We start from the raw sequence: 24,752 nt of genomic DNA on the forward strand, positions 1-24,752 counted from the left end.
CGGAACCTACTTCGTTTCCGCGTCTCGTGTCAACTCGCTTCGCCGACTCTCTCTTCCGCCTCGCTTCGACTGTGTCGCCTGCGCGACACCCGCCGTTTCGAGGGGTGGCGGCTTCTACCACCGCCGCGCCGGAAGTCAACTTCGCTCGCTGACTTTGTATTTCGCCTTTCACTGAGCTCGTCCGGAGCGCTTCGTCGCCGTTGCGACCTCGCTTCCCGTTCGAGAGGGGCGCGGCTTCTATCGCCTCACCCCAGGGGAGTCAACTGCCTTCGTTGACTCTCTTGCTCCCCTTCGCTGAGCGTCGTCACCGCTGTGACTGGCGCCTCATCGAAGGGGCGCGGCTTCTACCACCGCCGCGTTGAGAGTCAACTCCGTACCGCCGACTCCGTATTCCGTCTTTCCGCTCGTCCGGGTTCTCCGCCGCCGTTGCGACTTCGCCGGGTCGAGGGGGCGCGGCTTCTACCACCGCCGCGTTTGAAGTCAACTGCCCTGGTCGACCCATTCTTCCCGTTGAGGCGCGCTCTGCTTAGTACAGCGAGCGCCCTCGCCAGGAAGGATGTCACCTGCGTCGCCCTCCTGGGCGTTCAATCCCTTCCGGCGTCCTTATTGGCCAGGTGGAACAGCTCGAGGAACCAGAGACAACGGGCAAGTGCGGACACGCGCCCCATTATTGGGTCCTCGCATTCACCCCCTGCTTCTTCCCAGTTCAACGGGGAAAAGGGGGGCTCAGCCCATTGCCAGCAGAGCAGCCAAGTTAGCACAAGAAGGGAGCACAGGCAGACGTGCTGCAGGACCGGAAGTTCCGCTCCCCCCTACACCCCGCGAGTACTCGAGCGCATCCACCTAGGCTGGGTGGATGCGCACGGTGCCAGCTTGTCTGTCGTGCTCGTCAACGAGTGGCCGGGCACTGTCCCCGAGCACCTCTAGCAGCACGCCTCCGAAGATCACGAAGGCTGCGACCATGCATGCCCTAGCGCTAGTCGTCTCCGCGCTGATTAAGAACGGCTCGCACGAACAGCCGGTGCGAGAATCTCAGCACGCCACAGGTAGAAGCTCCTTCACCCTCTGCCCGCCCTGGAACACCTTCTTCTCGCCGAAGTCCACCTGCATCTGCAGCCCCGCCCCGTGGCAACCTTCGCTGCGTTGCACCTGCCGTCGTCTCTTATCCTCCACGCGTCGTTTGGTGCGCACATTGGCCCGACTCTCCCTCATGGGCCAACAGCGCCTTGACGACGACAGCGATGCCCTCTCTGCCGCTCCATTCCACGGATCTACTGCGCACTGCTGCTCGGCCCCGGTGCGCCGCCGCGTCTTGGGCGTACGCCGCATTTGGAGACGGCCAAGCAGATGGCCGCGCTGTTCAATGCGGAGAAGGAGCAACTGCACCAGCGCTTGGAATTGTTGGTGCAGGAGAATGCCCGAGCCCAGGACGAGGTAGCCTAAGCGCGGTTACAATTGGAGCCCACTCAATTCTGCTCTGCTCAATGCGCAACTGGCACTGCGGCGGAGGTGTCGCCACTCACTCGTGTTGGTCGGCAGCGTGAGCTCCGGCCAAGAACCCACCAGCAGGTGCGTGTCCATCAGCGCTCCATTCCTGCCGCATTTCCTCGAGAGGGGGCTCTACTCGGTGGAAGTCGCCGTCCGCATCGCACTGCAGAAATATGGCTTCATCTTGCCACTGGAGTGGTTGGTACGTATGTAACTGCGGGAGGAACTGGTGATGGACAGCCAGATGCCACTACGCCGACTGCGCGCGATGACCTGCACATGCAAGCGTGGCTACGAGGCTCTGCGCGCCGCTGACGTGAGACGCAAACTCGCGGAGGTTGAGAGGGAGTTGCCCTGTGCGCGCAGGTGTCGAGTTTCATCGGTCTTTCGTATGCGCTGGAGGCGACCGAATGTGCCGGCCCCACAGAGTTGGAGTCCGCGTCGGCTGGTGGCTGCAGTCCGGGCATCAACCCGATGGGGAAGTGTAATTGTCGCCAAGGGGAAAAAGTAATTGACGCTAGGCATATGGCTCCTTGCCACGTACGTCGGTGGTCACCAGCGTGGCCGCGTGGAAGATGCGCACCGGTTGCTCGCGCACCTGCGCCTCGGGGCCTTCGCGCACCAGCCGGTGCGGCACGCTTGTATCGCACCGTGTCCACATCAACGAACGCGTCATTGGCTACCATTGATTGAGCCTCTGCTGCCGACGTGGCTGTTACCGCGCACGCTTGTTGATGGAGATTTGGACCGGCTGGTTGATGGGCATCAACGAGGACGCACGGGCGCGCGTCACACTCGTTGATGGAGCCCTCACTGGACGTGAGCAGTGGGCGCGCACGTCCAGCGAGGGCCGACCGGAGTGAGGATCAGCTGGATGCGAGCTCGGAGGCAGGCGCGACACGCGCCCACTCCTCCTGCATGACGACGAGGGTGCGGTAGCGGCTCAGGGAGTGCTGGAGCGCCTCCACCTGGGTGAGGAGAGCCGCGGCCAGACACGCCTGGGCGGAGGGTGGATGAGGAGAGGCCGCGAAGTCCTCGGCCTCCAGCTCCGCGTGGGCGGCGGTGAGGGCCGCAGCGGAGGCGGAGAGCGTGGCCTCCAGAGCCGAGAGCACGGCGAGCTCCGGGGCGCACAGGACGAGTTCCAAGTGGTCGTCCATGTCAGTCCTCCTGGGAGCCGGTGTCGAGGACACGCGCCAGGGTGTCGCGCTCCACCAGTTTCTTCTTCTTGCGAGCGGCCTCGCGCAGCGCGGCGGTGGCCAGGCGGTCCATGTCGCGCAGGGCGCCACTGGCCGCCTCGTGCAGCATGGCCACGGCGTCGGAGGCAAACAGCTCGCGCTCGCACCCGGCCTGGGCCAGACGCACGCGCAGGTATTCGGCGGTGTCCTCGGGCGAGAGGGAGGAGAGATTCAGCCGGGTGTGCAGTCGCGAGTAGAGGCTGCGGTTGTGTCGGCGGGCCAGCCGCCCCTCCAGCTCCGGCAAGCCCACCAGCACCAGGCTGAGCAGGGCCTGGGAGTCCCACTGGTAGTTGAGGAGTATGTGCAGGTGGTCGAGCACGTCCTGGTGCAGCAGGTGGGACTCGTCCAGGAGAAACACGGGGTGGGTGCGCTCCTGGCCCAGCTGCTCCACGTGGGTGGCCACGGCGTAGAAGACGGCCGCCGCGGTGGCCGAGGGCTTGAGTCCCAGCGCCAGGCACAGCTGGCGGTAGAAGTCGCGCCGGCCCAGGGTGGCATTGTGGCAGTAGGTGAGGCGGAAGCCACTGTGGGGCAGCCTTTGGCGCAGCGCGCGCAGCACGCAGGTCTTTCCTACGCCCGGCTCGCCGGTGAGTACCACGCTCTGGCGCTGGCGAAGGGCCTCGCACAGCTCCTCCACCAGCGCGCTCTTGGAGGAGGGCAGCCAGAGGTCGGCATCGGCAATCTCCTTGGAGAAAGGGGCCAGGGAGAGGCCGAAGTGGGAGAGGTAGGGGGGCGTCATGCCGCACCTCCGTCCTCGTCGGCGGCATGGGCGGGAGGACGGCCCACGGCCTTGTCCAGCAGGGCGCGCGGCGGGTCGAAGGCCGGGTGGCTGGGGACAGTCTCCTCCAGGTGAGGGCGGCGCCAGGGTCGCTCGCGCCGGGAATTGCGCACCGGGTCCACCGGGTGCAAGGCAATGCGCTGGCCCTCGTGCTCCACCCAGGGCGCCTCCTGCGCGTCCACCAGGCAGCGGCAGAGCGTCACCACGCGGCCCACCAGGTGGCCGGCGTCCATTTCATAATCCTCGCCCCCGAGGCTCACGGTGGTGTCACGGCGCACGCGGCGGCGAATGCGCAGGGTGAGGGCCTCGCGCAATCGCTGCTCGTCGAAGCCGTCGGGCGTGGGCGTATGGCGTTGGAAGACAGTCAGGGGCGAGCGCCCCAGCAGCGAGGAGTGGGGAGCGCGGTGGTAGTGCTCGTCGAGGAAGGCCCACAAGCGCACATTCACGTCGTGGAGGCTGGAGAGGCTGCCCAGGAAGTCCAGGCAGCCCTCGCGCAGCGTGCGCCAGAAACGCTCCATCTTGCCGCGGGCCTGCGGGTCGTAGGGGCGTGCGTGCAACAGGGTGGTGCCCAGACGGGCGCAGGCGGTGGCCAGGGTATCGCCGCGGTAGGTACTGCCATTGTCGAGGTAGAGGGCGTCGGGTTTTCCGTGGCGGCGCAGCGCGCGCACCAGCAAGCCCAGCATGTCCACCTCGCGCTCGGAGTGGTGGGCCTCCAGGGCCACCACGTAACGGCTGGCGTCGTCCAGCAGGGCGTGGAGACGAAGAGGGAGTGTCTTGCCCTCCAGCGTGAGGGAGGGGCCGTGGCACACGTCGCCATGCCACAGGGCCATGGGAGCCTCGGCTTGCCAGCGCAGGCGGGTATGGCTGGAAGAGGAGTCGCGCAGGGCCTGGCGGGTATGCCCGGCCTCGCGCAGCAGCCGGCGCACGGTGGCCGCCGACACCGCGCCCGTCTCCAGTCGTCCGTCCGCCTCCAGGGTGCGCAGCATGAGGGGCACCGAGGCCGAGGGGTGCTCCTTGCGGATGTCCAGCAGCAACTGACGCTGCTCGGGGGTGAGGGCCAGGGCGCGGCCCTTGTCGCCGCGCGCGGTGGGCAAAAGCCCTGGCAGGCCCTGGCGCTTGTAGGCGTAGTACCAGCGCTCCAGGGTAGGCACCGAGAAGCTGCGCGTGGCCTAGGCGCCAGGGGAGCGGAAGCGCTGCTGGCTGAGGGACAGCAGCGCCGCGCGCAACTGCCCCTTCTCCAATTGTGCCTGGGTGAGGGCGCCCAGCACTCCGTGGCGGAACACCGCCACCGCTTCGGCGTGGGACTTGGGGGTGAGGCCTTCCATACGTGGGTTTCTCCCGCGCCCGCCAGTCGCCGGCCCCAAGTGGCCACACGCCGCGGGCGCACTCCCACCGTGCCCGCCGCCAGCCGGCGCGGGGAGGCAACCTCTCGGGTGGGGGCTGCCTGGGGCCTTTGCCCCACCCCGCCACCCCCTCACGCTGCGTGCACGGCTCCTCGGAAAGCCTGCACCGCCAGGGGCGGCGAGGGCGCGCTCGGCGGTGCATGGCCCGCCACCGTGCTGGCCACGTGCGCCGCCGCCCGGCGCGCTTCCCACCCGGCTGGCCAGGGACGCACCCGTGACAGCAGCCTGCGCTCCTCCACCGCCTCCACCCACTCAAGCGGCGTGCGCCAGCGCCGGGCCGAAGTGGCTCCCACGTGCACCCAGGGGCTGACGCGCTCACGCACCGCTGCCAGCCCAAGCCCCACCACGCCCCACAACGCCAAGGCCCACACTATCGCCGCCAGCGAGTACAGCCGCCGCGTCCACACCTCCCACGGCGCCACCGTGCACGTGGCCCCGCACTCCTGGCAGCGGTAGCGCCGCACCTGCACCTCCACCTGCCTGGGCGTACCTCCCGGCTCCTCGGGCCCCAGCACCTGCCGGCTTCTCTTGCCGTGCCCCTGCAGCACCACCCTGCCTCCCACCGGCCGGCTCGCCGCGCCGCACCCGGGGCACCTCCCAGGCCTCACCGCCTCCACGTCCGGTGGCCCCTGCTTCCAGGTCTTGACTGACAGCGCGACTCGGATGATTCCTTGGCTGCTCCGCTTCTCTTTCTCCACTGTCTGCGCGGAGCCCTGGCCCGTGCCGTGCTGCTACACGGTCACGGGCCTCTTTTTCTCCGCGCCCAGGCAGGGCCTCGGAGCGGCATTCCCTGCCGCGCGGGCCCCGCCCTCCTGGGGCTCGCGCACTACCTCACCCGTCATGACTTGACCCGAACCTCCTGGGTGATGGGCCACTCCACGCCCCTACGCCTTCTCCCATCATCCAGTCGGTCCGTTTCCGGGCCGATCTCCCCCATCCAAGCTGCGCGGTAACACGTGGCAGTGGACGCGAAGGCTGCGGGCGCAGCGCCGTCTACTCCTCTTGTTCGAGTCTGTTGAGAGAGCGCTAAGTAGGTGACCAAAAGTCCCCGACATAATAGCGGAGGGCCTACGCTGAGCCGATGCGCAAGGCACTGGCTGCGTGCACCGGGCGATCTCGAGCACCAATTCCGGGCCAAGGTGAGCACCCGTTCCGGAGCAAGGTGAGCACCGATTCCGGGGATGCCGAGCGGGCATTCCGGGCAAGGTGAGCACCTGTTCCGGGCATACCGAGCACCTCCTTGACGGGGGCGCGAGGGACTGCTGAGGAGCCGGGCGGAGCGTCAACGGTGCTGGGCAGCAACGGGCCTCTCCGGCCTCCCTTTCAGGAGGTGGAGATGGCGGCAGAGAGGCTGTCCATGCGCAAGCTGCGAGAGTTGTTCCGGTTGAGGTTCGAGGCCAGGTTGTCGACGCGGGCGATAGCGGCGAGCCTGAATGTCGGCAACGGCACGGTGTGCGACTACTTGGGGCGAGCACGGGTAGCGAAGCTGCCGTGGCCGCTACCGCCGGAGTTGGATGACGACGCGGCGCTCACAGCGCTGCTGTTCCCCGGTGACAGCAAGGCCGCGGCGGAGCGACCGGAGCCGGACTGGGCGCACATCCACGCGGAGCTCAAGAAGAAGGGAGTGACGAAGCAGTTGCTGTGGCAGGAGTACCTGGAGACGCACCCGGGCGGGTACCAGTACAGCCGCTTCTGCGAGCGCTACGGCCGGTGGCTGCAAGGCGCGAGCGTCACCATGAGGCAGGAGCACCGTACTGGGGAGAAAAGCTTCGTGGACTTCAGCGGTGACGGGGTGCAGGTGGTGGACGCCGTCACGGGAGAGGTGCGCGTGGCGAAGCTCTTCGTGGCGGTGCTGGGGGCCAGCAATCTCACGTACGCGGAGCCCGTCTTCAACGAGGACATGGCCACGTGGGTGGGCTGCCACGTGCGCGCGTTCGCGTACTTCGGCGGTGTGACGGAGTTGGTGGTGCCGGACAACCTCAAGGCGGGAGTCACGCGAGCGCACCGCTACGAGCCGGACACCCATCCGACGTACGCGGACCTGGCGCGACACTACGGCTTCGCGATTCTTCCGGCGCGCCCGCGGCGGCCGAGGGACAAGGCGAAGGTAGAAGTGGGCGTGCTGTTGGCCGAGCGGTGGATTCTGGCGGAACTGCGCCACCACCACTACACCTCGCTCTCCAAGGTGAGCGAGGCGGTGAAGCCGCTGCTGGAGAAGCTCAACGACAGGCCCATGCGAAAGCTGGGCAAGTCGCGGCGGGAGCTCTTCGAGGAGGTGGAGAGAGCCGCTGCCGAGCCGCCCGTACGAGCTGGCCTTCTGGAAGAAGGCGCGCGTCAACATCGACTACCACGTGGAGCTGGAGGGACACTGGTACAGCATGCCCTACGGGCTGGTAGGCGAGGAGGTGGAGCTGCGTCACACGGAAGCGTGCGTCGAAGTCTTCCTCGCGGGCCGGCGTGTCGCCAGCCACGTGCGCAGTCAGCAGCGCGGACGCTTCACCACGCAGGCTGGGCACATGCCGGCCTCGCACCGGCAGCACGCCGAGTGGACGCCCTCTCGCGTGGTGCAGTGGGCGCAGAGCGTGGGGCCCACGTGCGCGCAACTGGTGGAGGAGCTGATGCAGCGTCGGCCCCACCCGCAGCAGGGTTTCCGCTCGGCGCTGGGCATCATCCGTCTGGCTGACAAGGAGAAGTACGGCCCGCAGCGCGTGGAGAAGGCGTGTGCACGGGCGCTGCGTCACCGCGCCATCAGCTACAAGTCCGTGGCCGCCATCCTCCAGCACCGCCTCGAGGACGCCGACGAGGCGCGCGAGGTGAAAGGCCCGTTGCCCGAGCACCAGAACGTGCGCGGGGCCGACTACTACCACTGAGAGACGTGCCCGCGCGGCTGTGCGCGGACACTGCTGGCCGGTGCCGGACACGGGTCTCACCCGCATCGGCGAGGGCCTGCGCGCGCCCTGACAACAGGGCGCGCTGCGGCCGACGAGAAGACCCAAGGAGAAGAGAAATGCTGGTGGACCAGACGCTGGAGATGCTGAGCGCGATGAAGCTGCACGGCATGGCCAACTACCTGCGCGAGTGGATGGAGAAGGCCCCCGACAAGGACGCGTCGGCGACGGACCTGGTGGGCCTGTTGGCGGACGCGGAATGGATGTATCGGGAGAACAAGAAGCTGAGCACGCGCTTGCAGCACGCGAAGCTGCGCCAGCAGGCGTGCCTGGAGGACGACGAAGGCGCAGGTGATGGAGCTGTCCACCTCGAAGTGGGTGGAGGGGCGGCACTCCCTGCCGCGCGGGCCCCGCCCTCCTCGGGCTTGCGCACTACCTCACCCGTCATGGCTTGACCCGAACCTGTTGGGTGATGGGCCACTCCACGCCCCTACGGCTCCTCCCATCATCCAGTCGGTCCTTTTCCGGGCCGATCTCTCCCATCTACGCTGCGCGGTAACATCTATGAGGACGTACCGGCACGTCTGAAGCACCAGGTACACATGAAACGCTCGCGTGTGCGTGCGACGAGGGCATTGTGACGACGCCCGGGTCCGTGCGCCTGTGCGACAAGAGCCAAAGTACGAGCATTGCTGGCGCACCTGGTAGCCGCTGCACAGTCTGGCCAGGGCCCTCAACCCGAGCCGCAGCGGGCAGACGCTTCAAGGCGCTCCCCGTCCCCGTTGCGTCCAAGGCCCAAGAGTCCATGGACGCTATCCGCGAATCATACCGGGTGGAGCACGAAGCGCTGGCCGTAGGCCTTGTCCGCACGAGCGCGCATCAAGTCTGGCGCCAGAAGAAGATCGGGTGCTGGAGCAATTCAACGCCTGGCTGACGAAACAGGTGCCATAGCAGCCTCCCGCCTGCCGCCTCTTCGCCGGCCAGGAATCAGTTGCAGCCCGTCGCCGGAAGTACCTGCGCCCGACCGATACATCCTGAGCTCGCCCTGCTCCGGCTCTCGATCTGATCACAACGGTTTCTCCGGTTGAGCCCGTCGCCGCGCCCCACCCGTTTCAAGCCCATCCCCTCACGTCGAAAGCCGGACGGACCCCTGGACGCCCAGCCCCACGAAGCCGAGACTTAGAGTAGCCCGCAAAGGCGAAGGCCCCGAGTCCACACATGGGTGTGAGGACTCGGGGCCTTCAAAAAAAATCCGGCAGCGACCTACTCTCCCGCGCGGTTTCCCGCGGAGTACCATCGGCTCTGGAGGGCTTAACTTCCGTGTTCGGGATGGGAACGGGTGGGACCCCTCCGACATTGCCACCGGAAAACATGTGACGCGTGCATACAAAGGGTAGTTTTCAATTTCCTGCTGACAGAAGCTGGTGCCTTCTTCCGAGCCCGGCGCCACTCGCTTTCGGAGCGCGCTCAGGGGCCTCGACCTTGGCCTCGAATCCCTTACTCCCCCGTTTCGGTGGAGCCTGTGAGAGATTGAGGTAAAGTAAGCCGCACGACCAATTAGTACCGGTTAGCTCAACGCGTTACCGCGCTTACACACCCGGCCTATCAACGTCGTAGTCTTCGACGGGTCTTCAGGGGCTTGCGCCCGGGATACCTGTTCTTGAGGTCGGTTTCCCGCTTAGATGCTTTCAGCGGTTATCCAATCGACACATGGCTACCCAGCGATGCCTCTGGCGAGACAACTGGTACACCAGCGGTGTCTCCAACCCGGTCCTCTCGTACTAAGGTCAGAGCCTCTCAAGTATCCTACGCCCACAGCAGATAGGGACCAAACTGTCTCACGACGTTTTGAACCCAGCTCGCGTACCGCTTTAATTGGCGAACAGCCAAACCCTTGGGACCTGCTCCAGCCCCAGGATGCGATGAGCCGACATCGAGGTGCCAAACCTCCCCGTCGATGTGAACTCTTGGGGGAGATAAGCCTGTTATCCCCGGAGTACCTTTTATCCGTTGAGCGATGGCCCTTCCATTCAGGACCACCGGATCACTATGACCTGCTTTCGCACCTGCTCGACATGTCTGTCTCGCAGTCAAGCTCCCTTATGCCATTGCACTCGACGCCCGGTTTCCAATCGGGCTGAGGGAACCATCGCGCGCCTCCGTTACATTTTGGGAGGCGACCGCCCCAGTCAAACTACCCACCAGACAGTGTCCCAGCTCCCGTTGAGGGGGCATGGTTAGACACCAGAATCCGACAGGGTGGTATTTCACCGTTGCCTCCACCGAACCTAGCGGCCCGGCTTCAAAGGCTCCCACCTATCCTACACAGTCGAACCCTAGTGTCACTGTCAAGTTGTAGTAAAGGTTCACGGGGTCTTTCCGTCTTGCTGCGGGTAAACTGCATCGGCACAGCTATTTCAATTTCGCTGAGTCCCTCTCCGAGACAGTGCGGAAGTCGTTACTCCATTCGTGCAGGTCGGAACTTACCCGACAAGGAATTTCGCTACCTTAGGACCGTTATAGTTACGGCCGCCGTTTACTGGGGCTTCGGATCATCGCTTCGCCTTGCGGCTGACGAATCCCCTTAACCTTCCAGCACCGGGCAGGAGTCAGACCCTATACGTCGGCTTCGTGCCTTCGCAGAGTCCTGTGTTTTTGGTAAACAGTCGCTACCGCCATTTCTCTGCAACCTCTCTCGGCTCCAGCTGTACGCCTTCACCTACCAGAGGCCCACCTTCTTCCGAAGTTACGGTGGAAATTTGCCTAGTTCCTTGGAGGAGAGTTCTCTCAAGCGCCTTAGGATTTTCTCCTCACCCACCTGTGTCGGTTTGCGGTACGGACACCCTGTAGACTCCCGCGGAACTTTTCTTGGAAGCCGAGCATCAACGACTTACCCCGTGAGGGGTGCCATGGGGTCTCGGGGATAGCTGCCGCGCCTTTTCATCGTACGCGACACCCCTACGCCTTTGGACTGGCACAACCACCGGCCAGCTCGTCTAGCTTTCTCCGTCCTTCCTCGGTTCAACGTCTACAAGATGGCGCAGGAATATTAACCTGCTTGCCATCACCTACGCCTTTCGGCCTCGGCTTAGGTCCCGGCTAACCCTGGGAAGATTAACTTGACCCAGGAAACCTTGGGTTTACGGCGAGGGGGTTTCTCACCCCCTTTATCGCTACTCATTTCGGCATCAGCACTCGCAACCACTCCAGCAGCCCTTGCGGTCTACCTTCGCTGTAGTTGCAACGCTCCCCTACCACTGCATGCGCCTGACGCATGCAATCCGAAGCTTCGGCGCTAGTCTTGAGCCCCGTTACATTTTCGGCGCGGCCTGTCTCGACCAGTGAGCTATTACGCTTTCTTTAAAGGATGGCTGCTTCTAAGCCAACCTCCTGGTTGTCAATGACCTGCCACATCCTTTCTAGTGTTCACTTAGACTAGACTTGGGGGCCTTAGCTGTCGGTCTGGGTTATTCCCCTCTTGCCAATGGACGTTATCACCCACTGACTGCTTCCCGAGATAACAATTACCGGCATTCGGAGTTTGGTACGGTTTGGTAATCTGGTGAGACCCCTAGCCGTTCCAGTGCTCTACCTCCGGTATTGAATTCCTCGAGACGATACCTAAATATCTTTCGGGGAGAACCAGCTATCACGGAGTTTGATTGGCCTTTCACCCCTACACACAGCTCATCCCAGAAATTTTCAACTTTCATGAGTTCGGTCCTCCATGAGGTGTTACCCTCACTTCAACCTGGCCATGTGTAGATCACCCCGCTTCGGGTTATAATGCACGCAACTGTAGTCGCCCGTTTCGGACTCGCTTTCGCTCCGGCTCCACCTATCGGCTTAGCCTCGCTACGTACATTAAGTCGCCGAATCATGATGCAAAAGGTACGCCCTCGCACTGTCTTGCGACGTAGTGCTCGGACTGCTTGTAGACATGCGGTTTCAGGTTCTTTTGACTCCCCTCACTGGGGTTCTTTTCACCTTTCCCTCGCGGTACTTGTCCACTATCGGTCGCCAAGGAGTATTTAGCCTTACCGGATGGTCCCGGCAGATTCAGGCAGGATTGCACGTGTCCCGCCCTACTTGGGTACCCCGCTCGGCCTCCACCGGTTTTCGCGTACGCGACTGTCACGCTCTTTGGTGCACCTTTCCAGGTGCTTCCGCTAACCAGCAAAGGTCCTACCGCGGACCCGCAACCCCGGTGCCACTTGCGTGACACCGGTTTAGGCTGTTCCCGTTTCGCTCGCCACTACTTCGGGAATCACTCATTGTTTTCTTTTCCTCAGGGTACTGAGATGTTTCACTTCCCCTGGTTCGCTCCTTCGGCCCTATGTATTCAGGCCGAGGTAACGCGGCTTTCACCACGCTGGGTTTCCCCATTCGGACATCTCCGGCTCAACGTTCGGTTGGCAACTCCCCGGAGCTTTTCGCAGCCACCCACGTCCTTCTTCGCCTCTTGGCACCTAGGCATCCACCGCACGCCCTTAGTAGCTTACTTACCTTAATCCCTCGCAAGCCCGCCTCCCGGCGGGATTTTCAAAACTCGAGACCAAGGTCCAGGCCCCAGCTCTTCGCTGCGGAACCCGGAAGAATGCATTGCTTGAGCTCACCGCTTCCAGCGCGCCTGGCCTCTCGGCTCAGACTCGCCTTCCGCCAGTGAGTCGAACTTCTCTCAGCAGAAATTGAATTCTACCCTTCGTATGCACTTGTCAAAGAACGCTCTGACTTGCGTCAGAAACTTGTGGAGCTGATCGGGATCGAACCGACGACATCTAGCTTGCAAAGCTAGCGCTCTCCCAGCTGAGCTACAGCCCCGGAAAATGCGTCGTGGTGTCTCACCTGCCTTCCCCTGCCGGCCGTCGTCGCCACTCTGCTTCCCCAGTGGGGAACGGAGTGGGCCTAGGTGGACTTGAACCACCGACCTCACGCTTATCAGGCGTGCGCTCTAGCCAGCTGAGCTATAGGCCCAGTTGGTGAGTTACCCGTACAGCTACCTTCATTCTCAAAGAACCGAGCCACGACTGGCTCAGCCCCTCAAAACCAAACAGCAAGCCCTAGACGATTGCGAAACGTTGACCTGGTCGACCTCGGCAACTTTCGTTGCTGGTGCACCCTGTGGCGCCGAAGCGCTCACCGTGCACCCGGTCTCCTTAGAAAGGAGGTGATCCAGCCGCAGGTTCCCCTACGGCTACCTTGTTACGACTTCACCCCAGTTACCGACCACTCCTTGGGCACCTCTTGGTGAGATGACTTCTGGAGCAATCGACTCCCATGGTGTGACGGGCGGTGTGTACAAGGCCCGGGAACGTATTCACCGCGGCGTGCTGATCCGCGATTACTAGCGATTCCGCCTTCATGGAGTCGAGTTGCAGACTCCAATCTGAACTGAGACCGGTTTTATGCGATTAGCTCCCCCTCGCGGGTTGGCGACGCGTTGTACCGGCCATTGTAGCACGTGTGTAGCCCTGGTCATAAAGGCCATGAGGACTTGACGTCATCCCCACCTTCCTCCGGTTTAACACCGGCAGTCCCTCTAGAGATCCACTTGCGTGGCAACTAAAGGCGAGGGTTGCGCTCGTTGCGGGACTTAACCCAACATCTCACGACACGAGCTGACGACAGCCATGCAGCACCTGTCTCTCGGTTCCCTTGCGGGCACTCCCTCATCTCTGAAGGATTCCGAGGATGTCAAGACCAGGTAAGGTTCTGCGCGTTGCGTCGAATTAAACCACATGCTCCACCGCTTGTGCGGGCCCCCGTCAATTCCTTTGAGTTTTAGTCTTGCGACCGTACTTCCCAGGCGGAGAACTTAATGCGTTAGCTACGGCACCGCGGGGGTCAACACCCACGACACCTAGTTCTCATCGTTTACGGCGTGGACTACCAGGGTATCTAATCCTGTTTGCTCCCCACGCTTTCGCGTCTCAGCGTCAGTTACCGTCCAGGTGGCCGCCTTCGCCACCGGTGTTCCTCCCCATATCTACGAATTTCACCTCTACTTGGGGAATTCCGCCACCCTCTCCGGCACTCAAGCTCTGCAGTTTCGGGCGCACTTCCTCAGTTGAGCTGAGGGCTTTCACACCCGACTTGCAAAGCCGCCTACACGCGCTTTACGCCCAATAATTCCGAACAACGCTTGCACCCTCTGTATTACCGCGGCTGCTGGCACAGAGTTAGCCGGTGCTTCTTCTCCCGGTACCGTCAAGCCCCAGCGTGTTAGGCTGAGGGTTTTCGTCCCGGTCGAAAGTGCTTTACAATCCGAAGACCTTCATCACACACGCGGCGTTGCTGCGTCAGGCTTTCGCCCATTGCGCAAAATTCCCCACTGCTGCCTCCCGTAGGAGTCTGGACCGTGTCTCAGTTCCAGTGTGGCTGATCGTCCTCTCAGACCAGCTACCCGTCGTCGCCTTGGTGGGCCATTACCCCGCCAACTAGCTGATGGGCCGCGGACTCATCTAGGTGTGATAGCTTGTATACAGAGGCCACCTTTTCCCTCAGGAGCCGAAGCTCCCGGGGGCTTATCCGGTATTAGCCAATCTTTCGACTGGTTATCCCAGACACCCAGGCAGATTATCCACGTGTTACGCACCCGTGCGCCGCTCTACTAGGATTGCTCCATTCGCGCTCGACTTGCATGTGTTAGGCACGCCGCCAGCGTTCGTTCTGAGCCAGGATCAAACTCTCCAATTGAAATTGAAGGTTTTGAACCGGCATCCGTCAGGGCCCGGCTAAGGGACACCCGACTTCGCTGTTCAGGGCACCTCGGAATCGACTCACGCCGACTCGCTGGAGGTGCCGTTTAGAATTGACTGCGGTTTCCGCAATCGTCTTCTTCTTGGGCTTGCTATTTGGTTTTCAAAGACCGAGCCGCTTGTTGCCGCCGCGACTTTCTGCTACGCTGCTTTCACTTCTCAGCGGCACCCCATTCAACCTCGGGGCTGCCTTCTTTATTTCGAAGCGGCTTTTCTGTCAAGCGGCCGTTGCCGCTCCGTTTCACCGCTTCGCCTCGTGAGGAGTCAACATCGCGCCGGAGCGCTTTGTTTCTTCTTTCGAGGAGGGGCGCGGAATCTACTTCGTTTCCGCGTCTCATGTCAACTCGCTTCGCCGACTCTCTCTTCCGCCTCGCTTCGACTGTGTCGCTTTCGCGACACCCGCCGCTTCGAGGGGAGGCGGCTTCTACCACCGCCGCGTGGGGAGTCAACTTCGCTCGCCGACTTTCTATTTCGTCTTTCACTGCTTCGGTCGGAGGCCTCCGTCGCCGTTGCGACTTTGCCTTCCCGTCCGAGGGGGCGCGGCTTCTATCGCCTCACCCCAAAGGAGTCAACCGCCTTCGCCGACTCTCTTTTGCTCCCCTCCGCTGTGCTTCGTCACCGCTGTGACGTCCGCTCAATTGAGGGGCGCGGCTTCTACCACCGCCGCGTTGAGAGTCAACTCTGTACCGCTGACTCTGTATTCCGTCTTTCCGCTCGCCCGGGTTCTCCGTCGCCGTTGCGACTTCGCCGGGTCGAGGGGAGGCGGCTTCTACCACCGCCGCGTTGAGAGTCAACTCCGTACCGCTGACTCTGTATTCCGTCTTTCCGCTCGCCCGGGTTCTTCGCCGCCGTTGCGACTTCGCCGGGTCGAGGGGGCGCGGCTTCTACCACCGCCGCGTTTGGAGTCAACCCCGCACTTCCGACTCCGTATTCCGTCTTTCCGAATGTCCGAGGAGCCCCACCGCCAGTACGGTTTCGCTCCTCTGAACTGAAGTGGCTCGAGCAACCCACCACTCCGCCCCTTGCTCTCTCGGGTGCGGCGCCGTTGCGCCAGCCGGTCGAGCGAAGGGAACCGGTACCTAACGCTTTGCTGCTGTCTCGTCAAACCCTCAAGCGTGATGGCTGATCCGAGGAGCAACGCAACATCGGGTCTCATTGGGGAGAACCCTCCGGGAAAATACTCTCCTTCCCGCGCAGACGATTTTCGCCTCCCCCACCTCTACTTCTTCGTTGGTCAATTGCCTGGTCTGTCTAGAGGTGAAACCGGGCTTACTCTATGTCAATTCACACGGCAGCCTTTGAGGCGTTCCCGATGCACCCAGCCGGTCAGCGGCGTACCAACCTCTATCCAAGAGCTCCGCTGCTGAGGCAACCAGGTGGTGAACAGCCCAGCGGCACTATGGATACCGACTCTCTAGAGGATGAAGCGTCTCAAGCTCTACTTCCCTTGCCACTCACATTCGCCATGTGAGCACCGGCATCCGCCACCACGAAAACACCGCAGCTAGGAAGGCTGCCCCCACAACTCGCTCGGCCGACCTCTAAGCAAGATGGAAATCGCTCCCCAGTCAGGTTGAGGGTCAGAGTGAGCCCATTGCCAAAGCACCCCACACCCCTTCCATCAGCACCGCCACCGCAAGAGGCTCCCCTCCACGGAGGCAGCACCTCGTCTCATCCCCAAACTCCTCACTCGAGCGCGAATCCCTGTGCGACGTGCAGGTGGCACTCCTGGAGACGGTTGGGCTCCGTAGGTTGGGTACTCCTCGCCGCCTGGCTACACGCGCTATCAGCCCCATCCCGGCCCCTCCGAACTCGCCGAGTGCGCCTCGTCCATCCCCCGGAAATCGCCTCGCCGAACCCTCAGCGCGAGCCGCTCTGCTTCGATCTCTCCCCGCGTCCTGTACCTCAGCAGACGCAACACCCAGACCGGCGGACACCACCCCGTCAGCCCATACTGAAGCAGCAGACCCGCCACCACCCCCGGCACCAGCAGCCACTTCCGGTTCCCCGTCGCACCCAACGCCAGCCCAACCAGCGACCCCACCGCCGCGCTCACCTGCAACGAACGCTCGAGGTCCCACTCGCGCTCCAGTTCCTCCAGTCGCTGCTCCACCTCGTCCAACGGCCGGTCCGCGTACCGGGCGAGTCGCTCGCGCGTCTCCCTCAGGATTTCTTCGTTGGCCTTCTCCGGCCCGTGGCGGCGCACTCGATCGTGATGCGGTGCGAGGAGCTGCTCCAGCCTGGCATCCATGCCGAACCTCCCTGGGACGTACGCGTCCAACCGGAAGGTGGTGCCTCGGGCTCTCCATGACAAACGGGCCACGGGGACACACTCCCCGCAGCCCGTGTGCTGTCCCGACTCTCTCCGCCGCTACGGCTCCCGCCGCCCCTTCACCTCGTCATCCGCGTCCTTGATGACACGCTTCACGTCCTCGATCTTTCCCTTCACCTCTCCCTTGAGCGTGTCTTTCTTTCCCTCGGCCTCCAGCTCGCGGTCACCCGTGGCCGTGCCCACCGTCTCCTTCACCCGCCCCTTCAGCTTGTCCGTCCACTCACCCATGGTGTCCCTCCTTGGTATCCAATTGCCGACACCCAGAAGGTGGTACCGAAGAACAGGACGAGCACCCCTCGAGCGCTCGTCCGCATGAGTGCTCAGCAGCCATCACATGCCACCCCAGGCGACTTCCACTCTCGGGACCCGTCCCTAGCGTCGCCTCCCATGCGCATGAGACTTCCTCTCCTCCCCCTCCGCCGGTTCGCGCCCCTCTCCCTCCTGTTCCTGCCGCTCTCCTGCTCGTCCGGCAACCCGCCATCCTCGGTGCGCGACACTCCACCGGCTTCCGGACCCGAGGCTCGCGTTCCCACTCCGCAGGTCCCTCCCACTCAAGCCCAGGTGCGTGCTGTCACCGCCGAGAACAACCTCGTCCGCCCCGCCAAGCGCGCCTTCAGTGACGCGCTCCTGAGTCAGCTCTCCGTTCGCCCTGGCTTCAGCGTCAACGTCTTCGCCCAGGGGCTCACCAACCCGCGCGTCCTCGCCGTCCGCCCCGATGGCTCCGTCTACGTCACCGAGCGCGAGGCCGGCCGCGTCACCCTCCTCCGCGATTCCAACGGCGATGGGCGCGCCGACCAAACCACCCCCGTGCTCACCGGACTCGGAGAGAAGGACAACGGCGTGCACGGGCTCGCGCTGCGCGGCGATCAGCTCTACCTCGTCACCGTCAAACAGCTCTACGTGGCCGACATCCGCTCCGATGGTTCGCTCGGCGAGCCCCGTGAGCTCATCGGAAACCTGCCCGACGGCGGCCAGCACAACAACCGCACCCTCGCCTTCGGCCCTGATGGCAAGCTCTACGTCTCCATCGGCAGTACCTGCAATGCCTGCCCGGAATCCAACCCCGAGCACGCCACCCTGCTACGGGTCGAGCCGTCCACGGGCTCCCGCTCCGTCTTCGCCCGCGGCCTGCGCAACACCATCGGCTTCGCGTGGCACCCCACCACCGGACAACTCTGGGGCATGGACCACGGCTCCGACTCCCGCGGCGATGACTTCCCTCCCGAGGAGCTCAACCTCATCCAGGAGGGCAGCGACTACGGCTGGCCCTTCTGCGCCGGCAAACAGGAGATCGATGCCTTCATCTCCGCCGAGCCCCCGGGCGACCTGTCCCGTCCTGAGTACTGCGCTCGCACGCAGCCCTCCACCCTCGAGTACCAGGGCCACTCGGCGCCCATGACGCTCACCTTCTACACCGGCTCCCTCTTCCCCTCGGAGTTCCGCAACGACGCCTTCCTCGCCCTGCGCGGCTCGTGGAATCGCAACCCGCCCACTGGCTACAAAGTCGTCCGCGTCCGCTTCGATCCGCAGGGCCGCCCGCTCGGCTTCGAGGACTTCGTCTCCGGCTGGCTGCTCGACAACGGCCAGGCCCACTTCGGCCGGCTCGTCGGTACCGCCATGGCCGCGGATGGTTCGCTGCTCGTCACCGACGACGCAAATGGCGTCATCTACCGCATCGCCTATACGGGGAGCTGAGCTCACCCTGGTGACCAGCAAGCGGAACGGGCCCGGCGCGCCGCACACTTGCGCGCTGCCTGCGCTGGCGGCCCCCTGAGTCCACCAAGCCCGCTCCACTCCAAAAAAACGCGAGGCCCGACGGACGGGAGGCCCGACACCTCCCGCCCGACGGGCCTACGCCTCCTTACCCCAAGGAGTTCTCTACGACGGTCTCAGCCGCAGACCGTCTCAAGCATGATGCGGCAAACCTCGTACGGGTCGCAGTTGGCCGCCGGACGGCGGTCCTCGAAGTAGCCGCGACCATCATTCGCCGTGCCCAGCGGGATGCGGATGGACGAGCCACGGTCACTGACGCCCCAGCGGAACACGTTGATCGGCGCCGTCTCGTGCAGACCCGTCAGACGCTCCGTGTTGTGCGCACCGTAAACCTGAATGTGAGCCTCGTGCTTGCCACGCAGCTTCTCGCACGCCGCTTCGATGACCTTGATGCCGCCCGGCTCGCGCATCGCCTTCGTGCTGAAGTTCGTGTGGCAGCCCGTGCCGTTCCAGTCACCCTTCACCGGCTTCGGGTGCAGCGTGGCGCTGATGCCGTACTCCTCGCCCATCCGGTACAGCAGCCAACGCGCCAGCCACAGCTCGTCCGCCATCTCCAGCGGCGAGAGGGGACCAATCTGGAACTCCCACTGCGCGGGCATCACCTCGGCATTCGTGCCGCACAGCTTGATGCCCGCGCGCAGACACGCCTCCGCGTGCGACTCCACCAGCTTGCGCCCAAACACCTCGTCGCTGCCCACGCCACAGTAGTAGCCACCCTGCGGCGCCGGGAACCCCTTGTCCGGCCAGCCCAGCGGACGGTTGCCCTCGAAGAGCGTGTACTCCTGCTCCATGCCGAACCACGCCTCCTCCGAGGCGCACTTCTCCGCCACCACACGCAGCGGCGCCCGCGTGTTGCTCCAGTGCGGGCTTCCATCCGGATTCATCACCTCGCACAGCACCAGGATGTCCTTCGTCCCAGGCCGCAGCGGGTTCGGGATGTAGCGCACCGGCCGAAGCATCAGGTCGCTCTTCTTGCCCTCCGCCTGGTAGGTGCTCGAGCCATCAAAGCTCCAGTCCGGAAGCTCGGAGACGCTGCGGACCTCCCCATCCAACACCTTCATCTTGGAACGCAGCTTCGCCGTTGGACGCTGCCCGTCGATCCAGATGTACTCCGCCATCACCTTGCCGCTCATTCTCCGTGTCCTCCAAGCTGTCGGGAGCCCTCTCGGGCCATTGTCTCGGTGGCCCGCCTCGGGCCTGACGCAGAGACCCTTTTGCAGATGCGGTGCCAACGGGCTCAAACGGAGGGGGGCTCGACGGAAACCCCCGAAATAGCTTGGGACCTACTTCGCCCCCTTTGCTCGCTCCCTCTCGAAAGGGGGTTTGTGACTCCGACAATTTTGTAGGAGACGCGCGAGGTTCCTACATTTTTGTAGGACATGGACTCTCCCCCCGAGGGAAACGACGGCAGCTCTCCGGCTCCTCGCGCTGCCGTGAGGCCCTCCGCGCCCCCTTCGTTTGACCTGAATCCGACGTCGAGTGCCCTTCTCCGAGCCCCTTCCTGAACGCCTCCTCGCCCTGTGCTCCCTCGGGGGCCGACAGTTCGCGCTACAATTTCGTAGGAGTTCCGCGAGGAACCGACAAAAATGTAGGAACCTCTTCGGGCCCCCCTCTGGACGGGCTCGGTTTCTAGGGAGAGCACCTTTCCATGGCGAAGCGGTTGGACGAGCAGTCAGGCAAGCACCCCACCCTGGCGAGCCTCCTGGAGGTCAGCCAGGCCCTCGCCGGCGCTCAAGATTTGAGAGCCGCCCTCCACCGCGTCCTGGAGCGACTCGAGCGCTACCACGGTGTCGTCCGCGGCGCCGTCAACCTCATGGACTCAGATTCCAAGGATCTCTACATCGAGGCCTCCATTGGTTTGAACGCCGAGGGTCGCAACGTCCGCTACAAGCTCGGCGAGGGCATCACCGGCCGCGTCGTCCAGAGCGGCAAGCCCATCGTCGTCCCCGAGGTCAGCCGCGAGCCCCTCTTCCTCCACCGCGCCTTCCTCGGCCGGCGCAACAGCGGACAGGAGCTCACCTTCATCTGCGTCCCCATCCTCGTCCACCGCAAGACCGTGGGCGCCCTCGGCGTGGACCTGCTCTTTCGCAAGGAGCGAGACTACGCCGAGGAGACCCGCCTCTTCAGCGTCGTCGCCGCCATGATCGGCCAGGCCCTCTCCGCCCACCGGCTCCTCGAAGACGAGCGCAAGAAGCTCCTCGAGGAGAACACCACCCTCCGCCAGGAGCTGCGCGAGCGCTACGACTTCTCCAACATCATCGGCACCTCGGGCCCCATGCGGCAGGTGTACGAGCAGATCCACCAGGTCGCTCGCACCACCACCACCGTCCTCATCCGCGGCGAGTCCGGCACCGGCAAGGAGCTCATCGCCAACGCCATCCACTACAACTCCACCCGCGCCAAGAAGCCCTTCATCAAGGTCAACTGCGCCGCCCTCCCGGAGACCCTCATCGAGTCCGAGCTCTTCGGCTATGAGAAGGGCGCCTTCACCGGCGCTCAGGCTCGCAAGCGCGGGCGCTTCGAGCTCGCCGAGGGCGGCACCCTCTTCCTGGATGAGATTGGTGAAATCAACCTCTCCACCCAGGTCAAGCTCCTGCGCGTCCTCCAGGAGCGTGAGTTCGAGCGCGTCGGCGGCACCGAAACCCTCAAGGCCAACGTGCGCCTCATCGCCGCCACCAACAAGGACCTCGAGACCGCTATCGCCGAGAAGACCTTCCGCGAGGACCTCTACTACCGCCTCAACGTCTTCACCCTCTTCATCCCTCCCCTGCGCGAACGGAAGTCAGACCTGCTCCTGCTCGCCGACCACTTCGTCGCCAAGTACTCGCGCGAACACGGCAAGAACATCCGCCGCATCTCCACCCCCGCCATCGACATGCTCGTCAGCTACCACTGGCCCGGCAATGTCCGCGAGCTCGAGAACATCATCGAGCGCTCCGTCCTCGTCTGCGATGGCAATGCCATCCACGGCCACCACCTGCCTCCCACTCTTCAGACCGCTGAGGCCTCGGAGACCCTGACCAATACCTCCCTCACCGACGCCGTTGAGCAGTTCGAGAAGGATTTGATCCTCGATGCCCTCAAGAGCACCCGCGGCAATCGCGCCAAGGCCGCTCGCCTCCTTCGCACCACCGAGCGCATCGTGAATTACAAGGTCACTAAGTACGAGATCGACTGCTCTCGGTTCCGCGGGTGAGTGAGGCAACTCGAGAGGCAACTCGAGTGTCTTGATTACACTCTTACTGGCAACCCGAGAGCCTTGATACCCTCACCCCGTCCCTCTCCCGGAGGGAGAGGGGGTGGTGTTGTCTTTCTCTCCGCTTGTCTCCAGCGCCAGGCGCGTTGCTCGCCCTGTGAGCTTCAGGATTCCCCTCGCATCCTGCACGTTCGTTGGATCTAATTGGTCCAGCGGCGTCTGCTCCAGCCTCCCCAAGGACAGCCGCTCCAGCTTGAAGCCGAAGAGCTCGCTGCCTAGCTCCATCATCACGTGGTCGATGAACAGGCTTCGGTCCGCTAGCAGCTCGTCAAAGTTGAACGTGCTCGCCGAGTCCGCCAACGCACTGGCCAAGCGCTCCTCCAACAGCGCCTGCACCGCCTCCGGCTTGTTCGCCCTCGCGCACCCCACCTCCCTCGCCACCCGCAGCACCCCCTCCTCCTCCCGCTCCACCTTCACCAGCAGCGTCGCCCTGACGTCCACCCGGATTCCGTCCTGGCACGACAAGCCCTGCCTCCCCCTCCTCTCCACCACCACCTTGCGCACGGAGAGATCCAACACCTCTGCCCTCTCCACCACCGGCAACACCACCGCGCTCCCAAAGCGCACCCGCGCGCGCCCACCCCCACGCGCTATCACCAGCGCCTCCCCTGGCCCCACCCGGCGGTAGCTCTTCAGCAGCACCCCACAGGTCGCGGCCACTCCCGTGATCGCAAGCAGGATGGAAGTTTCCATGTGCACGGCTCCAGGCAACAGGGGGGCAAAGACTCCATCACGCCCAACCCCTCGCGCGCCAGGGCCACCTCTCCCACCTTGGTGTACCCTTGCGCACGATGTGCACCGTAGAGCGCTGCACCGCCGTCTGGGTTACTCCTTGTCCTTGTCCTTGTGGCGCTTCATGGCCTTCTGGAGCTTCTTCATCTTCTCCAGAATGAGGCTGCGCTTCAGGTTGGACAGGTGGTCCACGAAGACGTGCCCGTCCAGGTGGTCAATCTCGTGCTGCAGCACGTGCGCCAACCGCCCCTCTACCTCCAGCTCGTGCCACTCGCCCGCTCGGTCCTGGTACTTCACCTTCACCTTGTGGAACCGCGGCGTCCTCTCGTACTGCTCCGGCACCGACAGGCAGCCCTCTTCCAGCGTCACCGGCCCCGACTTCTCCAGAATCTGTGGGTTGATGATCTCGAAGAACGTCCCGTCCTCCCTCCCCACCCACGAGCACCTCAACGGCACTCCTACCTGGTTCGCCGCGATTCCAATCCCCTCCGCCTCCTTCATCGCGTCGAACATCTCCTCCAGCAGCTTCGTGAGGTTCTCCCCGAAGTCCGTCACCGGCTTCGTCGGCGTGCTGAGGACCTTGTTCGGCCAGATGACGATGTCGCGAGCCATACGGTGTCTCTTCTCCCTGCGTTGTCGCGCGTGAAGCGCCCCTTCTACACCGGGTACGCCTCCGTGTGACTCCCCAGTCGTCACCTTCTTGTTTTCGCCCAGACTCCCCGTGTGGCTGCTACACCCTCCCCATGCACCCCCACGCCCAGCTCATCACCGACTTCTACTCGGCCTTCCAGCGCCGAGACGCCGAGGCCATGGCCTCCTTCTACCACCCCGACGCCGAGTTCTCCGACGCCGCCTTCGTCGGCCTCCGCCACGCCCAGGTCACCTCCATGTGGCGCATGCTGCTCGAGCGCGGCAAGGACCTCGACATCTCCTTCCGCGACGTCCAGGCCGATGACCGCACCGGCCGCGCTCACTGGGACGCCCACTACACCTTCAGCGCCACCGGTCGGAAGGTCCTCAACCGCATCGACGCCGAGTTCGAGTTCAAGGACGGCAAGATTCTCCGCCACACCGACCACTTCGACTTCTGGGCCTGGTCCCGGCAGTCCCTTGGGCCTGTGGGACTGTTCCTGGGGTGGTCTCCCTTTCTGCGTAACAAGGTGCGGGCTCAGGCTCGTGCGTCTCTTGAGAAGTACATGCGGGAGCGCGGGGGGTCCGCGGGCTAGCGGGGTTCAGGTCAGGGCTCGCATACCCTCACCCCGACCCTCTCCCAGAGGGAGAGGGAGGGAGGGAGGGAGGGTGTGCTTGCTCGTTTGGACTCCGGCCCGCCTCGGTTTGTAGCCCCCTTCGCTCGGGCATAAAGCGCACGGCGTCTCCACCCTTTCGAACAACAGAAAGGAGGGCGCTCAATGGATGCCATTGCGCTCTTGAAGGCAGACCACAAGACCGTGGAGACGCTCTTCCGCAAGTTCGAGCAGGCAGGCCGCAACGCGCGGAAGCTCAAGCGCAAGCTCGTGGATCAAATGGTGCGCGAGCTCGCCATTCACGCCGTCATCGAGGAGCAGGTCCTCTACCCCTCCGTCCGCGCTAGGGCCGAGGCGCTCGAGGAGGATGTGCTCGAGGCGCTCGAGGAGCACCACGTGGTCAAGTGGTTGCTCAAGGAGCTGGAGGACCTTCCACCCGAGGCCGAGCGCTTTGACGCCAAGGTGAAGGTGCTCATGGAGAACGTCCGCACCCACGTCAAAGAGGAAGAGAACGGGCTCTTTCCTCAGGTGCGCAAGGCCTTTAGTCCCCAGGAGCTCCGGGCCATGGCCGAGGCGCTGACGCTCGCGAAGAGGGCCTCGCCCACTCGACCCCATCCCCGCGCGCCGGATACGCCGCCCGGCAACCTCGTGGCTGGCGCCGTGTCGGCCGTGCTCGACATGGGCAAGGACGCGATACGCGCCGCTCGCCGCAAGGCCGAGGGTCTGTCTCCCATGCCCGCCACGCGCGCCGGCAAGCGCAGCATCCCCAAGCCGAAGGCGCGTCCTCGTAAGGAGCGCGACGTCCAGCAGCAGGGCAACGGCTCCGCGCAGGAGATGGCCTCTGAGTCCTCCTATTTGATGTGACCCG

General features: G+C 64.0%; 16 protein-coding genes, 2 tRNA genes, 3 rRNA genes and 1 pseudogene. 6 read left to right on the forward strand and 16 right to left on the reverse strand.

The features are described from left to right. Positions 1 to 2,005: 2,005 nt before the first annotated feature. The 6 genes from F0U60_RS51870 to F0U60_RS51895 form a co-directional block, all read right to left on the reverse strand. Positions 2,006 to 2,164, reverse strand: coding sequence for a hypothetical protein (locus F0U60_RS51870; RefSeq protein ID WP_395811952.1), 159 nt, complete (start codon positions 2,162 to 2,164; stop codon positions 2,006 to 2,008). A 190-nt stretch (positions 2,165 to 2,354) separates the two neighbouring features. Next, positions 2,355 to 2,645 (reverse strand): hypothetical protein, encoded by a 291-nt coding sequence (locus F0U60_RS51875; protein WP_395811953.1) that lies wholly within the window; start codon positions 2,643 to 2,645, stop codon positions 2,355 to 2,357. 1 nt (position 2,646) lies between these two features. After that, positions 2,647 to 3,459: an ExeA family protein gene (locus tag F0U60_RS51880; protein WP_395811954.1), complete on the reverse strand. Its 813-nt coding sequence runs from the start codon at positions 3,457 to 3,459 to the stop codon at positions 2,647 to 2,649. Further along, entirely contained in the window at positions 3,456 to 4,649 is a 1,194-nt protein-coding gene (locus F0U60_RS51885; RefSeq protein ID WP_395811955.1) for a DDE-type integrase/transposase/recombinase, read from the reverse strand. The genes F0U60_RS51880 and F0U60_RS51885 overlap by 4 nt, the downstream gene beginning before the upstream one ends. An 18-nt stretch (positions 4,650 to 4,667) precedes the next feature. Beyond that, a complete protein-coding gene (locus F0U60_RS51890) occupies positions 4,668 to 4,823 on the reverse strand; it encodes a hypothetical protein (RefSeq protein ID WP_395811956.1) in 156 nt (51 codons plus the stop codon). A 149-nt stretch (positions 4,824 to 4,972) separates the two neighbouring features. Beyond that, complete coding sequence (locus F0U60_RS51895; RefSeq protein WP_395811957.1) at positions 4,973 to 5,449, reverse strand: hypothetical protein; 477 nt, start codon at positions 5,447 to 5,449, stop codon at positions 4,973 to 4,975. An 809-nt stretch (positions 5,450 to 6,258) separates the two neighbouring features. On the opposite strand from F0U60_RS51895, the pseudogene istA reads away from it, so the two are divergent. Both istA and F0U60_RS51905 read left to right on the forward strand, forming a co-directional pair. Beyond that, positions 6,259 to 7,771 (forward strand): annotated as a pseudogene (istA, locus tag F0U60_RS51900) (IS21 family transposase). Between the two features lie 137 nt (positions 7,772 to 7,908). Continuing rightward, positions 7,909 to 8,244: an ATP-binding protein gene (locus tag F0U60_RS51905; protein WP_395811958.1), complete on the forward strand. Its 336-nt coding sequence runs from the start codon at positions 7,909 to 7,911 to the stop codon at positions 8,242 to 8,244. A gap of 795 nt (positions 8,245 to 9,039) precedes the next feature. On the opposite strand, the gene rrf is transcribed toward F0U60_RS51905, so the two are convergent. The 7 genes from rrf to F0U60_RS51940 form a co-directional block, all read right to left on the reverse strand. Then, positions 9,040 to 9,156: ribosomal RNA gene (rrf, locus tag F0U60_RS51910) — 5S ribosomal RNA — on the reverse strand. Between the two features lie 169 nt (positions 9,157 to 9,325). Next, positions 9,326 to 12,293 (reverse strand): 23S ribosomal RNA (locus F0U60_RS51915). Positions 12,294 to 12,537: 244 nt separating this feature from the next. Beyond that, positions 12,538 to 12,610: transfer RNA gene (locus F0U60_RS51920), tRNA-Ala, on the reverse strand. 79 nt (positions 12,611 to 12,689) lie between these two features. After that, positions 12,690 to 12,763, reverse strand: a tRNA-Ile gene (locus F0U60_RS51925). A gap of 186 nt (positions 12,764 to 12,949) precedes the next feature. Beyond that, positions 12,950 to 14,485 (reverse strand): 16S ribosomal RNA (locus F0U60_RS51930). Together the 16S, 23S and 5S rRNA genes with 2 tRNA genes alongside form the textbook arrangement of a ribosomal RNA operon. Positions 14,486 to 16,333: 1,848 nt before the next feature. Next, complete coding sequence (locus tag F0U60_RS51935; RefSeq protein ID WP_395811959.1) at positions 16,334 to 16,798, reverse strand: DUF2892 domain-containing protein; 465 nt, start codon at positions 16,796 to 16,798, stop codon at positions 16,334 to 16,336. A 120-nt stretch (positions 16,799 to 16,918) separates the two neighbouring features. Beyond that, the gene (locus F0U60_RS51940) at positions 16,919 to 17,107 is read right to left on the reverse strand and encodes a CsbD family protein (protein WP_395811960.1); all 189 of its coding nucleotides are present in this window, start codon (positions 17,105 to 17,107) and stop codon (positions 16,919 to 16,921) included. Between the two features lie 165 nt (positions 17,108 to 17,272). Here F0U60_RS51940 and F0U60_RS51945 point away from each other — a divergent pair, with 165 nt between their 5' ends. Beyond that, on the forward strand, positions 17,273 to 18,574 hold the full coding sequence (locus F0U60_RS51945; protein WP_395811961.1) for a PQQ-dependent sugar dehydrogenase: 1,302 nt from the start codon (positions 17,273 to 17,275) through the stop codon (positions 18,572 to 18,574). 194 nt (positions 18,575 to 18,768) lie between these two features. On the opposite strand, the gene glnII is transcribed toward F0U60_RS51945, so the two are convergent. Beyond that, positions 18,769 to 19,785: a glutamine synthetase GlnII gene (glnII, locus tag F0U60_RS51950; protein WP_395811962.1), complete on the reverse strand. Its 1,017-nt coding sequence runs from the start codon at positions 19,783 to 19,785 to the stop codon at positions 18,769 to 18,771. Between the two features lie 515 nt (positions 19,786 to 20,300). On the opposite strand from glnII, the gene F0U60_RS51955 reads away from it, so the two are divergent. Continuing rightward, positions 20,301 to 21,848 carry a sigma-54 interaction domain-containing protein gene (locus F0U60_RS51955; protein ID WP_395811963.1) on the forward strand — a complete coding sequence of 516 codons (1,548 nt, stop codon included), beginning with the start codon at positions 20,301 to 20,303 and terminating at the stop codon, positions 21,846 to 21,848. Between the two features lie 72 nt (positions 21,849 to 21,920). Here the strand turns inward: F0U60_RS51955 and F0U60_RS51960 are convergent, their stop codons facing one another. Both F0U60_RS51960 and def read right to left on the reverse strand, forming a co-directional pair. After that, positions 21,921 to 22,601, reverse strand: coding sequence for an SPFH domain-containing protein (locus F0U60_RS51960; RefSeq protein ID WP_395811964.1), 681 nt, complete (start codon positions 22,599 to 22,601; stop codon positions 21,921 to 21,923). Between the two features lie 132 nt (positions 22,602 to 22,733). Next, positions 22,734 to 23,252 (reverse strand): peptide deformylase, encoded by a 519-nt coding sequence (gene def, locus F0U60_RS51965; RefSeq protein WP_395811965.1) that lies wholly within the window; start codon positions 23,250 to 23,252, stop codon positions 22,734 to 22,736. Positions 23,253 to 23,383: 131 nt separating this feature from the next. Here def and F0U60_RS51970 point away from each other — a divergent pair, with 131 nt between their 5' ends. Together F0U60_RS51970 and F0U60_RS51975 are read left to right on the forward strand one after the other, a co-directional pair. Beyond that, the gene (locus tag F0U60_RS51970; RefSeq protein ID WP_395811966.1) at positions 23,384 to 23,866 is read left to right on the forward strand and encodes a nuclear transport factor 2 family protein; all 483 of its coding nucleotides are present in this window, start codon (positions 23,384 to 23,386) and stop codon (positions 23,864 to 23,866) included. A gap of 183 nt (positions 23,867 to 24,049) precedes the next feature. Further along, a complete protein-coding gene (locus F0U60_RS51975; RefSeq protein WP_395811967.1) occupies positions 24,050 to 24,748 on the forward strand; it encodes a hemerythrin domain-containing protein in 699 nt (232 codons plus the stop codon). Positions 24,749 to 24,752 lie beyond the last annotated feature (4 nt).

Origin of the sequence: Archangium minus (assembly GCF_044360475.1) — a bacterium.
In the GTDB taxonomy this organism is placed as follows: domain Bacteria; phylum Myxococcota; class Myxococcia; order Myxococcales; family Myxococcaceae; genus Archangium; species Archangium minus.